Origin of the sequence: Bacillus sp. NMCC4 (assembly GCF_002998555.1) — a bacterium.
GTDB lineage: Bacteria > Bacillota > Bacilli > Bacillales > Bacillaceae > Bacillus.
Genome location: NZ_PVRA01000003.1, coordinates 43748 through 58516 on the forward strand (window position 1 = coordinate 43748; position 14769 = coordinate 58516).

Below are 14769 nucleotides of genomic sequence, written 5' to 3' on the forward strand. Positions count from 1 at the left end.
GGTCTCATGTATACAGTACGACAAAGGATAAGGTTTTATAGGGGAGCAGACGATTTTTCATGACATAACCATGCGATATGTAAGTGAATGCACTCAAAATGAAATTGGTGAAAAAACATTCTAGCATTCCTAAGCTAGAAGTGGTATTATAGTTAGGTCTGAATGTGAATTGATTTTAGTTTGGAGGGAAAAATATGCGCGTAAATATTACTCTAGCTTGCACTGAATGCGGTGAGCGTAACTATATTACTAAAAAGAATAAGCGAAACAATCCAGATCGCGTTGAATTCAAAAAGTATTGCTCACGTGATAAAAAACAAACTTTACATCGTGAAACAAAGTAAGCAGCAGGGAATTTTCCTGCTGTTTTTTTATGATGGGAGATGATCTTTATGAAAAAGGAGCTTCGCCTTCAAACATTAGCCAAGCTGGATCAGATAAGCGCTGAAGAGTTTGAGCGCAGCACGGCTTTACTTCATGAGTACTTATTGCAGCTGCCAGCATGGAAACAGGCGAAAACGATCGCTTTGACGATGTCTAGAGGAAAAGAGATACCGACAATGCCTCTGATTGAAAAAGCGTGGGAAGAAGGAAAAACAGTATGTATCCCTACCTGTTTTCCGAAAACAAAAGAGATGATGTTTTATGAATATACACCGCAAACAAAGATGACATCCAGCTACTTTGGGCTATTGGAACCAGACCCTCAAGTATCAACAGCTGTACATAAAGAAACCATTGATTTAATCATTGTGCCTGGGGTATGCTTCGATCAAAAAGGCTACCGGATTGGATTTGGGGGCGGCTATTATGACCGCTACTTAGCTGACTACCACGGCGTAACCATTGCCCTTTGTCTGTCGTTACAGCAAATCGAGCATGTGCCGGCTGAAGCACACGACATACCGGTGTCTATGATTGTCAGTGAAAAAGGTACGTTATATCAAAAGTAAAAGTCCGCTGATTGTCCAAAGAACGGGCTTTTTGTGTTGAGATCGTTTCATCAGAGTTGCAGGTACGGTAGGGTGAAACGCAATATGATTTCACATTGATTAAAAACCAGCATGTAATGGCATTTTGCTAGGAGGTCCGTTTTGAAAAAATTTCGTGGAAAGAAAAGATACTTCCGTAATATGTGGGAGGAAGTGAATAATGACGTTTCTTATGATCAATCAGAGTGTGAAGAGGTCTATTATATTCAATCAAAAGAACAAGGGATTAGATTGTGAAAGCCGGCTAATGAAAAGAACCATTGTAAGCGATAAAAATGATCGTTCATGCATAAACAAATCCTATTTAAGCCACGATACGAACATAGGAGGGAATATGATGAATAAAATGATTTGGAGCATTGTGTTCACATTGTTTGCATTCGTTCTCGTGCAAAATCGTTATCGGCTGATGAATTTGATCTTAGGTCAAAATCAAGTGCGTCACTTTTTTATTAAGTGGCTGATGAAAATCCCATATTTTCGGACGAAATTTATTCGCCAAGCATTCTAATCCCGCAGAAGCCGGGATTTTTTTGTTCAGAAATGCGGATAAGAACGATTCTTGTTATAATAATGTAAAAAATGGAGCGCGAATGAATGAATGTCATAGATAGTCTATTTTGGCGAGTTGTTGATGAATTAAGGCAAAAAGGGTACGAGATGATTCAAAGTCCGTATCCAGAAGATGAAATATTTTTTGAAGCACCAAGAAACTCAGGGTATGATCTCATCCGTCTATATAGAAAAGATGTGAATTTTAGACAGGAGATTGTTCGAGATATCGAAGAGCAGACGTATCGGGTGAATCAGCTGAGAGAGGCGATGCGTAAACGGTCTCTTCATCTCTTGCAGCTCCAATTTACAGCTGACGATCCTGTAGATGATTGGGAAGACTTAAACGGTCAGCCGCAGAAAAAACAAAAGGTGACGGTTACACCTGTATTACTGAACGCAGACACTCTTCAGCACGATGTAAACGAGCTGCAAAAATGGCTGAACACCTCGGTAACATTGGATGTAGAAGAGGCGAAGAGAGACACAGCTGAGGATGTCATGCAGCTTAAAATGAATGTACTTCAAGCATTTAATGATCAGGAAAAGCAGCGTGAACGAGAACGGGCCGTTTTTCAAAATGGCAGACCGATTTTCACCTACTTGCTCATCGCTGTTCAAGTGGTGATGTTTCTTTTGCTTGAACTATCTGGCGGAAGTACCAATACCGCGACTTTAACAGCGTTTGGTGCTAAAAATAATGGGCTGATCTTAGATGGAGAATGGTGGCGCCTCATTACACCAATGTTTTTGCACATTGGCTTGACGCACTTACTCTTTAATACATTTGCTCTTTGGTCTGTCGGAGCGGCTGTTGAGAGAATTTATGGCTCAGGGAGATTTTTGCTCATCTATTTCATTTCCGGCATTTTTGGCTCCATTGCGAGCTTTGTCTTTAATACGGCCATCGCAGCCGGTGCATCAGGTGCGATCTTTGGCTGCTTAGGTGCGCTATTATATTTAGCAATTTCTAACCGCAAGCTATTCTTTCGAACGATGGGGACAAATATTATTGTGATCATCCTAATCAATTTAGGGATAGGCTTCACCGTATCAGGTATTGATAACGCAGGGCACCTTGGCGGTCTGGTTGGCGGTTTTTTAGCCGCTTTAGCTGTCCGGCTCCCTAAACAGGTGCAGCCTGTCAAAATGTTTGTTGCTAGTGTTGTTTTGCTGTTGATTGGCAGTTTTGGACTGTATACAGGGTTTCATTCAGACGATCAAAAGGAAGCGGCGGCAGTAAGTGAGGCGGCAAGTCTATTTGATGAGAAGAACTATAACGAAGCAAGTAAACGGTTAGAGGAACATGTACACCAAAAGGATGCATCAGCTGATGCTCTCCATATATATGCACTATCTGAAGCGCAGCTCGGCCACCTTGACAAAGCGATTGAATTTTTACAAAAGTCGCTTAAAAAAGATCCTGATGATCCAAATAAACTGTATCATTTATCGTTGTTGTACGTAGAAAAAGGAGAGACAGCGAAAGCGGAGGATCTAATCGAGAAAGGGTTAGACCAAGATCCAAAAAATGATCAATTTTTAAAACTGAAACAATATATTGAAAGCACGCAAACACATTGAATGACTTGACTGAAAGCGCATTTATGAATACGCTTATCCTATCTGTTGATGAGAAGAAATGGTGGAAATAATGAAAACGTTATATGATGTACAGCAGCTGCTCATGAGATTTGGAAATTATGTGTATTTCGGAGATCGTGAAGTGGAATTAGAATTTATGGCAGATGAACTGAAGGAAATGTATACATCGGGCATTATTGACCGGACCGAATGGTCAAACGCAATGACTATTCTTCAAATGGAACTAGCCAAATTAAATCGAAAAACAATGTGAAGGTGGAGGGCATATGATAGGGGATTGGTTTGTAGGAGTTGATCTTGGCGGTACGACAATTAAGCTTGCGTTCATTAATCTATATGGTGAAATTCAGCATAAGTGGGAGATTCCTACGGATAAATCAGGGCAGACGATCACAGTCGATATTGCCAAATCAATTGACCACAAACTGGTCGAAATCAGTATGCCAAAATCAGCGCTTATTGGGATTGGAATGGGTGCACCTGGGCCTGTAGATAAAGTATCTGGGATTGTCTATAAAACAACGAATCTCGGCTGGACAAACTATCCACTCAAAGATCACCTGGAGGCAGAGACAGGACTTCCATCTGTCATAGAAAATGATGCGAATATTGCTGCACTCGGTGAAATGTGGAAGGGGGCAGGAGATGGCGCAAAAAATATCCTGATGGTCACACTTGGCACGGGTGTTGGCGGCGGTATTATTGTAAATGGTGAAGTTGTTCAAGGTGAGACTGGGGCTGGCGGAGAAATTGGCCATATTTGTGCCGTTCCATTCCAAGGAGCACCGTGTAACTGCGGAAGAACAGGCTGTATTGAAACCATTGCTTCTGCGACTGGCATCGTTCGGCTTGCAAAGGATAAATTAGAAACGGAGCAGCATACATCTTCACTTGGCACGCTCACTTCGCTGTCTGCAAAGGATGTGTTTAGGGCCGCTGAAAGTGGAGATGATCTTGCCATACGTGTCGTAGAAGAAGTGACGACTCATCTTGGACTAGTCTTAGCGAATCTTGCCAGTGCGTTAAACCCAACAAAAATCGTCATTGGCGGCGGTGTTTCAAAAGCAGGGGAGCTTCTTCGCAGTAAAGTAGAGCGCGTTGTTAAACATCACGCATTTCCGCCTTGCGCTGATGATGTCGAAGTCGTGATTGCTTCACTCGGAAACGATGCAGGAGTCATCGGTGGTGCATGGATGGCAAAAAACAAATGGCTGTCTTAAACAAAAAAGTCATCATGATGTCATTTTTATTAAAAAAAGCGATAGATGGGCATGAAATGAAATGTTTAGCATATTCATAAGTTTGTCATGAGGAAAAAGACATTGATTTTCCAGCACATACAGGATAAGATATAGTTTAGTTATTTTTGAAGAAGCACCAATAATTAGGGTATTCCCTAACTTGAGTGCATGCTTAGAGCATAAGGAGGTTACAATGCGAAAGAAAAGATTAAAGGCGATTTCATTTTTACTGATTGCGACATTGTTAATGTGGGTCAAAACCTATGTTATCTATAAATCTAGCTTTAATATTAAAATAGAAAATTTCATGCAGGAGTTTATCCTGTTTATTAATCCACTTAGCTTTCTCTTGTTTATCTTCGGTATCGGTTTATTTATGAAAGAAAAAAATCGCAATCGATATATCATCGTGATGAGTTTTATCCTGACATTCATTTTGTTAGCTAACATTGTGTTTTATCGATTCTATAGTGACTTTCTAACCATCCCCGTCCTATTTCAAACAAACAATATGGGTGACCTCGGGTCAAGTATTACCTCTTTAATTGAACCAGTCGATTTTCTGATGTTCGTTGATATTATGATTTTAATGTGGCTCTATAAAAAGCAGCCTTCCTTTAGAACGGATGTCACCATTTCACGAAAAGAACGAGCAGCTTATTATTTATTTGTGGCAGCCACTTTCTTCTTTAACCTTGGTTTGGCTGAAACAGAAAGACCAGAACTGCTCACTCGCTCATTTGACCGTGAGATGCTGGTGAAAAATATTAGCTTATATAATTTCCATATTTATGATGGAGTGTTGCAATCGAAGCAGTCTGCTCAACGAGCCCTTGCCGACAGCAATAGCTTAACGGAAATTGAAAACTATGTAAGCGCAAATCAAACCGACCGTAATGAAAAAACGTTTGGTCAAGCGAAAGGGCGAAATGTCATTCTTGTCTCCCTAGAGTCTACTCAGAGCTTTGTGGTCAATGAAAAATTAAATGGGAAAGAAATTACCCCATTTTTAAACAAACTAATCAAGAAAAGCTACAACTTTACTAATTTCTATCATCAAACAGGTCAAGGGAAAACATCGGACTCAGAGTTTATTGTTGATAACTCTCTCTATCCACTTGGAAGAGGGGCTGTGTTCTTCACAAACCCAAGCAATGAGTATACAGCCACACCTGAGTTGTTAAAGGATGAGGGGTATCACTCTTCTGTTATTCATGCGAATAACAAAAGTTTCTGGAATCGTGACCTGATCTACGGTAGCTTTGGCTACGATAAGTTTTTTGATATTAAATCATTTGATGTGAATGAAGAGAACTCAGTTGGCTGGGGCTTGAAAGATGGTCCGTTCTTTGAACAGTCAGCGGAATTGATGAAATCGATCCCGCAGCCTTTCTATACGAGATTGATTACATTAACGAATCACTTTCCATTTGATCTAGATGAAGAAGATAAGCTCATTGATGAATATGATTCTAAGAGCAAAACGTTAAACAAGTTCTTTCCTACAGTGCGTTATCAAGATGAGGCGCTGAAGATTTTCTTTGAAAAGATGAAGGAAACAGGTTTGTACGAAAATTCCATCTTTGTTTTATATGGGGATCACTATGGAATTTCAGAAAACCATAACGAAGCAATGGGACAATTTTTAAATAAAGAGATTACGCCATTTGAAGAAGTGCAGCTTCAAAAAGTCCCGTTTGTTGTACACATTCCAGGGATCACAGATCAACATCCAAAAGAAATTGATACGGTAGGCGGTCAAGTCGATATCCGTCCAACTATACTCAATCTTTTAGGAATTGATACAAGTAAACAGATTCAATTTGGTCATGATCTTTTATCAAAAGATAAGAATGACTTTACCGTGCTTCGTGATGGCAGCTTTATTACGAAGGACAGTGTTTTCACAGATGGAGTTTGCTACAATAAAGAAATGGGTGAGCCAAGAGATGATGAGACCGTTTGTCAGTCTTATGAAGAGAAGGCAAAGCAAGAGCTCCAATTCTCTGATCAAATCATCTACGGTGATCTCCTTAGATTTTATGACCGGAACAGCCCGGACCATTCTCCATCCAAAAAAGAAGATGAAACGAAGCTGAAAAAGGCGTCCTAACATATGAGAAAACCTCTGCTATTTTTAGATGCAGAGGTTTTCTTTTTTTGTCTGCCGGCTCATATAGTATGAGAGGAGGGATGTAAATGAAGACAACGTCGTTTGGGAAAATTGAATGGCAGCTGGATGAAGCGGGAAAGGATAATGTGGCAAAACAGTTAGGGATAGGGAATGCGGCTTTTCATTTATCCAATCAAACAAGCACTGATCACCTTCTTTTACCGGGATATAGACTTCCGGAAGGCATCCATTCATTTTCTTCCATAGGTGAGCTGCAGAAATTTATTGCGCCTTACAGGCTGCAGCAATCCGATGATTGGATCAATGGAACCTTTGAATATGATAGTGCTCAATTAGAAGAAGAGCTGAGCCGCTTGAAAGCCGCATTTCCTTTTCTTCAAATCAGCATAATAGGTCATTCAGTGCTTGATACACCAATTTATGAAATCCGAACAGAGCCTGTTCAGCATTTACATTCTATTCATTTGAATGCCTCTTTTCATGCAAATGAATGGATCACGACGTCTGTTTTAATAAAATGGCTGAAATCGCTGTGTTTGGCTGTATCTGATCCTGTGCAAGCAAGACATCATGAAGCCGTTCATATTCTGCGAACCACAGCTCTCTCCATCGTGCCAATGGTGAATCCAGATGGCGTAGACCTCGTTCGGAATGGACCTGAGTCACTAGGTCTCAGCAGTGAAGAATTCACATCGCTACATGGTGGATATGCTGATTATCAGGAGTGGAAAGCAAATATACGAGGTGTGGATTTGAACAATCAATTTCCTGCTTATTGGGAGATCGAATACTATCGTCATCAGCCTAAGGCACCGGCCTATCGGGATTTTCCAGGGCGCGAGCCGTTAACAGAACCAGAAGCGAAAGCGATGGCAAATCTAGCGTTACGAAAACGCTTTGACCGGCTGATCGCTCTCCATACACAAGGAGAAGAGATATACTGGGGCTTTCTTGGCCACGAACCTGCCATCTCAAAAGAAACGGTCAAACGATTCGAGCAAGTAAGCGGCTATAAACCGGTTCAATATCTTGACAGCTATGCAGGCTATCGCGATTGGTTTATTTATCAATTTCACAATGAGGGCTATACAGTCGAGCTTGGATTAGGGAAAAATCCTCTTTCCATGAATCAATTTGATTCCATCTATGAGAAAACAAAGCGGCTGTTATGGGAAGCATGTAAGTGTTAAAAAGCACCTGTCAGGTGCTTTTTACATTTGAACGTGAATCAATTTCTTATTGTCAATAAAAATAATGTTAGAGCAATTGACGGAGGCCGCCTTGTGAGCTATTGTGAAAAGTACGGATGTAAAAAAAAGGATATGTTTTAGGGAGATGTCGAACATTGAGTGCTCAAAGCCTGTGGAAAAGGAATTTCACTTACTTATTTATTTCTAAAATGTGCAAAATAACAGCGGATAGTTTATCTTTCAACACCATCTTGTGGCTTTTAGTACTAGGCGGGAAAGGGGCAATTGGAACAGCTTTTTTTATTGCGGTCAGCTTTGTTCCGCAAGCCATTGTTGGGCCGCTGATTACCCCAATGATGAAGCCGCATCAATTGAAATTTTGGATGTGTTTTGCTGATTTAACAAGAGGAGCGATAATCCTTGTGATCGTGGTCAGTTACTTTTATGATTTCACGCCATTAGCACTTGTGATTGGCTGTATGCTGCTTCATTCGGCGACTGGTGGCTCCTACGAACCGGCGTCCGTATCAATTATTCCAAAACTTGTCCATGAGGACCTCATACAAAAAGCGAATGCAACCATCCAATCAGCAAGTCATGTGGTCAGGCTTGTGACGGTAACGATTTGTGGTGTCATGATTGCATTTGTAGGGGTAGGATATACAATGCTTGTGATCATTCCTCTTTATCTCTTGTCCGCTTTATTGGTATTAATCATTACATATGAAACAGAAGTCATCATCGATAAAGCCAAAAAAGGGTTATCATACGGCAAAAGATTAATTCGGGGATTTTCACTTGTTAAAAGTCATCATATTTTGTTTCCATTGGCGATTTTTTGTGTCTGTTCAAACTTCGCTGCAGCACCATGGGAAGCATTGTCTGTTATTTATTTAACAGAGGATTTAAATAGTGGACCAGTTATCTATTCATTTATTAAAGTCACAACGGCACTAGGTGCCTTCTTGATGGGATTTGTTTTGACAAAGGTAAAAGTGAACCGGTATGGGCTGCTGTTTATAGGTGCCGGGATCGTTGATGGAATCTCGTTCTTCATCACAGGCATGAACGCATTTTTACCACTTGTGTTTATATCAGCCTTTGCTTTAGGGGCTGCCATTAGTGCAGTCAACGTGCCTGAACATACAATGATTCAATTGTCAGTAAAAGCAGAGGATCAGCCGCAAGTGTATGCGATTATCAACATGATCTCCTTCTTCATGATTCCGTTAGGCGCTCTCATTGGCGGCTATATGGCGACACTATTTGGGTCTGGGTATGTCATTGCGGCTGGCGGCATCATTGAAGCTGTGTCAGGGATATGCCTGCTTCTATTCACAAAGATTGGGAAGGTAGAGAGGGCGGATTTGACGATAGAACGAGACAAACCTTCTTTAAATGCAACGTGAGCATGGCATGGTTGATTGTGAATAGGTTACAATGAGGACGAGAAAACATGAGGATTCAATGGAAAGGGGCAAGAAACATGGCCATAGCAGATGTGACCATCATTCCAATAGGTACTGAAACACCAAGTGTCAGTGCTTATGTAGCAGATGTACAAAGAATTTTAGAAGGCTTTCAAAAAGAAGGGAAAATTAATTATCAATTAACACCAATGAATACGTTAATTGAAGGTGAATTATCTGTTTTATTTGAAGTCATTCAGCGCATTCATGAAGCACCTTTTGAAAAGGGATTGCACCGCGTAGCCACCAATATCCGCATTGATGACAGGCGGGATCAAACCACAACGCTTACAAGTAAAATAGAAAGCGTGAATAAGCACTTGAATCAATAAAAAAAGCCTGCTATTTGCAGGCTTTTAATGTGCGGTTGGATAACCGCTATAGATGATGGTCATGACAGTAAACCATCCAAAAACCAAAAATGTCGCGCCAGCAAAAGCGATGGCAAGTACGTTCACTTTTTTAAGTGAGCGATAGATCCCGAGTGCAGCTAATATCGTGACTAGACCAAAAATAATGACGAGCATCATGTGAAAGTCCCCCTTTGTCATCAATCCCCTTGATTTCCTTTCTTTTCATTTTAACCGTTTTCATAAAGCTTGTCGAGTAGATTCCAGTTGACGATTGTTTGAATTTTTATTGTGTAGCCTTCATAATAAAAAAGAATGAATAAAGTAGGTGATGAAAATGAATTGGAGAAGAATGCCACTAGGCTATGTACAAGCGAATGCGTATATTTGGAAAAATGAGCACGGAGAATGCTTAATCTTTGATCCAGGCGGTGAAGCACAAAAGCTGATTTCCTATATAAAAGAAAAACAGCTCACACCGCTTGCTGTCTTACTGACACATGCTCATTTTGATCATATCGGTGCGGCAGATGAGGTGCGTGCAGAGTGGGGAGTGCCACTCTATGTACACGAGAATGAAAAGGAATGGCTGACGAACGCTGAATTAAACGGTTCAGCTCGATTGATTGGGAATGGAATTACGGTCAAAGAAGCAGAAAAATTAATTACGTCAGAAGGAACTCTTCAAATTGGATCGTTTACATTAGAGATGTTCCATACACCTGGGCATTCACCAGGCAGTGTGTCTTACTATTCGGCGGAAGAAGGATTTGTGATTTCTGGTGACACGTTATTCGAAGGTGGCATCGGGAGAACAGATTTAGTAGGGGGCAGTCAAGAAGTGCTGCTTCAATCGATTCATAACAAATTGTTGTCATTACCAGAATCAACTCTTGTTTTAAGTGGACATGGCGGTGAAACCACTGTACTCACAGAGCAGGAGCACAATCCGTTTATCAATGGTTTTTCTCTTTAAACACAGGTATGAAAAAAGCATCTCTTTTTAAAGAGACGCTTTTTTCAATTAATGTCCGGTACCGGGAACCATGATGAAGATCGAATAATATGTAAATCCGGCAAAGAAAATCGTCAAGTACGCTCCGAAAATGTAAATATACATTCTTTCGGATAAATTCAAGTAGGATAAAAATACAAAAAGAACGGTTTGACCGAAGAACAGCAGCGATGCATCTTTCATATGCCCTAAATAGAACATGACAGCAAAAATACCCGTCCAAAAGCCAAGCACGCGGAACATGCGATTCATTTCTTTCCCTCCCCTTAAAAAACCCCTTTGATTCATATTATAGCTGATCACCACTTGTTATGTAAACATTTACATTTTTGACAACGTGTGAACATTTATTTTACAAACAGAAAAATTTTTTTGAAAAAGTGATCAAAACGTGTTTATGCCGAAATACATGAGGGTACTTACTCCATAAGAGAAAAGGTTAACGACCTAAGGAGGAAGACTAATGAGTGACATTACTTTTTATTCATACCCGAGCTGCACGTCTTGCCGCAAAACAAAACATTGGCTAAAGGCGAATCAAATTGATTTTAAAGAGCGTCACCTTTTCAGAGAAACGCCAACCCTAGATGAATTAAAAAAGATTCTTTCCTTAACAACAGAAGGAATGGATGAAATTTTAGCCACACGAAGCCAGGCTTTTAAAAGCTTAAATTTAAATATTAATGATTTAAAAGTAAACGAGGTTCTTCAGCTTCTCATTGAAAAACCAAAACTGCTCCGGAGGCCAATTATCATTGATGGAAATAAATTAGTAGTAGGCTATAATCCCGGAGAACTCATGAAAATATCAAAAAAGAAAGCGATTCATCAATCAGTTTCCTAATAAAAACGAAGATCAGCTGAAACATTCTTCAGCCGTCTTCGTTTTTGTGCTGAACTGGGCTAGCTGGGTTCGAACCAACGATCACGGAGTCAAAGTCCATTGCCTTACCACTTGGCTATAGCCCAATATCAAACGTGTAATGATATTGTTCACCATCTGCGGTCATTTATACATAAAAGTTGTATGTCACTAGTTTTAAGTGAAAAAGGAGCGGAAGAAGTAAATGAAAAATGAAAAATCTAAGCAATTATATGAATTTATCCTAAAAGAAGCCCCTGTCATGACCGAAGAATGGCTGAAAACAAGAACAGAAGAAGGCTCATTATATTCCAAACATGCTTTAGAGGAAACGGAAATGAAGCTGAAGGAACAGAACACAGCGTTTATTCAAACCATTGCAGCAACGCTTGTGACGCTGTCAGACAAAGTAGAAAATCATTTAAAAAAATGGTCTGTTGATATTGCACGTGATCGAGCCGTTCACGAGGTGCCTTTATATGAAATCATTGGACAATTTAAGATATTCCGTCAGATTTTCTGTTCGAGAATCGAGAAATTCATACTAGAAACCGAGCTTGAAGTGACGCTCCAAGATGTGTGCGGGTGGAATCAGCATTTTCATTCCACGTTTGATAATATGATCGAGCGTTTATCAGAAGAATACGACCGTGTGACACTGAGTCAGCTAAATGCACAAAGAGAGATGATTCAGGAACTGAGTGCTCCTGTTATTCCAGTTTCAAAGGAAATTGGGATTTTGCCGCTCATCGGAGAGATTGATACGTACCGGGCCAAAATTATTCTAGAATCCGTACTAGAACAGGCTTCTAGACTGCGTCTAACGCATTTGTTTATTGATATATCAGGCGTACCGGTCGTTGATACGATGGTTGCTTATCAGCTCTTTAAAGTGGTGGATAGTGCGAAGCTTCTAGGAATCGAGACGATTATTTCAGGCATCCGCCCAGAAATTGCTCAAACCGTCGTGAAATTGGGCATTGATTTCTCAAAAGTAAATACTGAACACAGCCTTGCAAAAGCTTTAGAAAAAAGAGGATTTCGTATTTTTGAAGAACAGCCGCAAGAAGCCACATGACCAAAAAACCTGCACTTGTAAAAGTCAGGTTTTTTTATATGCTCTTTTTTAAAAAACCACGTTTTCCATCGCAAGCTGATGATTTTTTCGCATGCTTAGTCGTTAAAATGATAAAATGCTCTTTTGTCAGACAGGTTCCTCCAACTTACAATATGGTCAGAGAAGGGAGTGAACCATTTGTATGGTATTGAATATTTGGGACAAGAGCTGCTAGAAGAAGCATGCCGCATGAGAGCATCTGATGTGCATATTGTTCCAAAAGAAAAGGAAGCGTCGGTATCTTTCCGCGTAGACTCAGATTTAATTCAGCAGCGAACCATTGATAAAAAAAGCGGCGAGCGGCTCATTGCTCATTTTAAATTTTTATCATCCATGGATATCGGGGAAAAAAGGAGGCCGCAAAATGGGTCACTAGCTGTGATGCTAAGAAGCGGCCAGGTGTTTATTCGGATGTCTACCTTACCAACTGTAAATGATGAGAGTTTAGTGATTAGAATATTGCCGCAGGATCATGTTCCAAAAATAAAACATCTGTCACTATTTCCGAAAGCCTCCATCAGGTTATTATCATTTTTGAATCATTCGCATGGGCTGATTTTATTTACCGGTCCAACAAATTCAGGGAAAACAACAACCCTTTATTCATTAATCCAGTTTGCAAAAAAGAATTTCAACCGAAATATTATTACACTTGAAGATCCTGTGGAAACAAGAAATGAAGAAGTGTTACAGGTTCAAGTGAATGAAAAAGCCGGCATCACATATGCCGCAGGATTACGTGCTATTTTAAGACATGATCCAGATCTGATTGTGCTAGGAGAAATAAGAGATGCTGAAACGGCCCGAACGGCAATTAGAGCAGCACTGACAGGCCATTTAGTGATGAGTACGCTTCATGCGAAAAATGCAAAAGGAGCCCTTTATCGTATGCTTGAATTTGGTGTCACGATGAATGAACTCGAACAAACGATGGTTGCGATTGCTGCGCAGCGATTAATCGAGCTTACCTGTCCTTTTTGCGGAGAAACATGTCAGCTTTACTGTAAATTAAATCGACCGGTCAGACGAACAAATGTATTTGAACTGCTTTTCGGAAAGGAGCTCGGTGAGTGTATCAAGGAGGCTAAAGGAGAATATGCTCACTCGTCATATGAAACACTGCAAAGATTAATTCGTAAAGGAGTGGCACTAGGCTATTTATCGAAAAACACCTATCATCGCTGGGTTTATGAAGAAGCAAGCCTCTAAAGCATGGTCTAAAAAGGACCAAGCGGAATGTCTATCAAAACTTGCTCAATTGATTCAGGCTGGATATACAGTGATTGAGGCATTAACGATGGTGAATATCCAGTTGTCGAATGAGCAGCAGCAACAATTAACACCGGGCGTTCAGTGGCTGCTTGAAGGGGAGCCTTTTTATGTGGTGCTGGAGAGACTCCAATTTCAGCGGGAAGTCATTGCCATATTAAGTTTCTCCGAAAAGCATGGCAGTCTAGCACAAGCACTTGAACAAAGCGCGCGGTTTTTAGAGAAAAAAATCAAACAGGTAGACACGTTTAAACGCATGTTACGTTACCCGATCTTCCTCATCTTTACGGTTTTGGTCGTGCTCATACTCGTTCAACAAATGATCATTCCTCAATTTTCTCTCTTGTACTCCTCGATGGATACCCGAATGTCATGGCTGATTCAAGGTATGTTTGGACTTTTTCAATTGCTGCATGTTTCTCTCCTCCTCATCGGCAGTGTGTGTATCTGTTTGACCGGATACTATGCTGTCTTTTTTAGGAAAAAGTCCACCCTTGAGAAGCTGAGGGTGATAAGCAGGTTTCCTTTTTTATATAAAGGAATGCGGCTGATGCATACGTACCTTTTCTCTCTTCAGTTAAGCGGACTGCTTCAAGCTGGATTATCGATGTACGAGAGCTTGCTAGCTTTTAAACAGCAAAGCTACTTACCCTTTCTTCAAGAAATATCAGAACAGATGATTGAAGAGCTAAGAAAAGGAGAAAGCATGGCACATCAAGTAAGCTCGTCTCCTTTTTTCGAGAAACATTTTGCAGCCGTCATCGAGCATGGTGAAGCGAGCGGGATGCTTGCAAGAGAAATGTACACGTACAGCCAATTTCTATTAGAGAATGCAGAGCTGAAAATTGAAAAATGGATTTCGTGGCTGCAGCCGGTTATCTATGGTGTGACAGCACTTCTTATACTCATTGTGTATCTATCTATTCTTTTACCAATGTATCAACTCATGGAGCAAGTGTAAGAAGGAGGACAA

General features: G+C 40.4%; 18 protein-coding genes and 1 tRNA gene. 16 read left to right on the plus strand and 3 right to left on the minus strand.

What is annotated here, in order from left to right; translation table 11 throughout:
- The first annotated feature begins 194 nt into the window (after positions 1-194).
- From rpmG to C6Y02_RS07495, 11 genes are all read left to right on the plus strand, one after another.
- Complete coding sequence (gene rpmG, locus C6Y02_RS07455) at positions 195-344, plus strand: 50S ribosomal protein L33 (protein ID WP_008360061.1); 150 nt, start codon at positions 195-197, stop codon at positions 342-344.
- Positions 345-392: 48 nt separating this feature from the next.
- Complete coding sequence (locus tag C6Y02_RS07460; RefSeq protein ID WP_106030990.1) at positions 393-953, plus strand: 5-formyltetrahydrofolate cyclo-ligase; 561 nt, start codon at positions 393-395, stop codon at positions 951-953.
- Between the two features lie 141 nt (positions 954-1094).
- Positions 1095-1229, plus strand: coding sequence for a hypothetical protein (locus C6Y02_RS19605; protein ID WP_258182066.1), 135 nt, complete (start codon positions 1095-1097; stop codon positions 1227-1229).
- A gap of 100 nt (positions 1230-1329) precedes the next feature.
- Entirely contained in the window at positions 1330-1503 is a 174-nt protein-coding gene (locus C6Y02_RS19310; RefSeq protein ID WP_017367602.1) for a hypothetical protein, read from the plus strand.
- A gap of 86 nt (positions 1504-1589) precedes the next feature.
- Positions 1590-3128 carry a rhomboid family protein gene (locus C6Y02_RS07465; protein ID WP_106030991.1) on the plus strand — a complete coding sequence of 513 codons (1539 nt, stop codon included), beginning with the start codon at positions 1590-1592 and terminating at the stop codon, positions 3126-3128.
- 70 nt (positions 3129-3198) lie between these two features.
- On the plus strand, positions 3199-3402 hold the full coding sequence (locus tag C6Y02_RS07470; RefSeq protein WP_008342322.1) for a YqgQ family protein: 204 nt from the start codon (positions 3199-3201) through the stop codon (positions 3400-3402).
- 13 nt (positions 3403-3415) lie between these two features.
- Positions 3416-4369, plus strand: a complete 954-nt coding sequence (locus C6Y02_RS07475; protein WP_106030992.1) for an ROK family glucokinase — start codon at positions 3416-3418, stop codon at positions 4367-4369.
- Between the two features lie 214 nt (positions 4370-4583).
- Positions 4584-6503 (plus strand): LTA synthase family protein, encoded by a 1920-nt coding sequence (locus C6Y02_RS07480; RefSeq protein ID WP_106030993.1) that lies wholly within the window; start codon positions 4584-4586, stop codon positions 6501-6503.
- Positions 6504-6589: 86 nt separating this feature from the next.
- A complete protein-coding gene (locus tag C6Y02_RS07485) occupies positions 6590-7714 on the plus strand; it encodes a M14 family metallopeptidase (RefSeq protein ID WP_106030994.1) in 1125 nt (374 codons plus the stop codon).
- A gap of 155 nt (positions 7715-7869) precedes the next feature.
- Positions 7870-9123, plus strand: coding sequence for an MFS transporter (locus C6Y02_RS07490; RefSeq protein WP_106030995.1), 1254 nt, complete (start codon positions 7870-7872; stop codon positions 9121-9123).
- Between the two features lie 77 nt (positions 9124-9200).
- Positions 9201-9515, plus strand: a complete 315-nt coding sequence (locus C6Y02_RS07495; protein ID WP_034662003.1) for an MTH1187 family thiamine-binding protein — start codon at positions 9201-9203, stop codon at positions 9513-9515.
- A gap of 24 nt (positions 9516-9539) precedes the next feature.
- Here C6Y02_RS07495 and C6Y02_RS07500 read toward each other — a convergent pair whose 3' ends face one another.
- Entirely contained in the window at positions 9540-9713 is a 174-nt protein-coding gene (locus C6Y02_RS07500; RefSeq protein WP_003217333.1) for a DUF2759 domain-containing protein, read from the minus strand.
- A 157-nt stretch (positions 9714-9870) separates the two neighbouring features.
- Between C6Y02_RS07500 and C6Y02_RS07510 the strand changes: the two genes are divergently transcribed.
- Entirely contained in the window at positions 9871-10509 is a 639-nt protein-coding gene (locus C6Y02_RS07510) for an MBL fold metallo-hydrolase (RefSeq protein ID WP_106030996.1), read from the plus strand.
- Positions 10510-10557: 48 nt separating this feature from the next.
- Here the strand turns inward: C6Y02_RS07510 and C6Y02_RS07515 are convergent, their stop codons facing one another.
- The gene (locus C6Y02_RS07515; protein WP_003217440.1) at positions 10558-10800 is read right to left on the minus strand and encodes a DUF2626 domain-containing protein; all 243 of its coding nucleotides are present in this window, start codon (positions 10798-10800) and stop codon (positions 10558-10560) included.
- Between the two features lie 211 nt (positions 10801-11011).
- Here C6Y02_RS07515 and C6Y02_RS07520 point away from each other — a divergent pair, with 211 nt between their 5' ends.
- Positions 11012-11392: a Spx/MgsR family RNA polymerase-binding regulatory protein gene (locus C6Y02_RS07520; RefSeq protein WP_007501232.1), complete on the plus strand. Its 381-nt coding sequence runs from the start codon at positions 11012-11014 to the stop codon at positions 11390-11392.
- A gap of 54 nt (positions 11393-11446) precedes the next feature.
- Here the strand turns inward: C6Y02_RS07520 and C6Y02_RS07525 are convergent.
- Positions 11447-11517: transfer RNA gene (locus C6Y02_RS07525), tRNA-Gln, on the minus strand.
- Between the two features lie 98 nt (positions 11518-11615).
- On the opposite strand from C6Y02_RS07525, the gene C6Y02_RS07530 reads away from it, so the two are divergent.
- The 3 genes from C6Y02_RS07530 (at position 11616) to comGB (ending at position 14757) form a co-directional block, all read left to right on the plus strand.
- Positions 11616-12488 carry an STAS domain-containing protein gene (locus C6Y02_RS07530; protein WP_106030997.1) on the plus strand — a complete coding sequence of 291 codons (873 nt, stop codon included), beginning with the start codon at positions 11616-11618 and terminating at the stop codon, positions 12486-12488.
- A gap of 177 nt (positions 12489-12665) precedes the next feature.
- The gene (comGA, locus tag C6Y02_RS07540) at positions 12666-13736 is read left to right on the plus strand and encodes a competence type IV pilus ATPase ComGA (protein ID WP_106030998.1); all 1071 of its coding nucleotides are present in this window, start codon (positions 12666-12668) and stop codon (positions 13734-13736) included.
- Positions 13717-14757: a competence type IV pilus assembly protein ComGB gene (gene comGB / locus C6Y02_RS07545; RefSeq protein WP_106030999.1), complete on the plus strand. Its 1041-nt coding sequence runs from the start codon at positions 13717-13719 to the stop codon at positions 14755-14757. The genes comGA and comGB overlap by 20 nt, the downstream gene beginning before the upstream one ends.
- Positions 14758-14769: the final 12 nt, after the last annotated feature.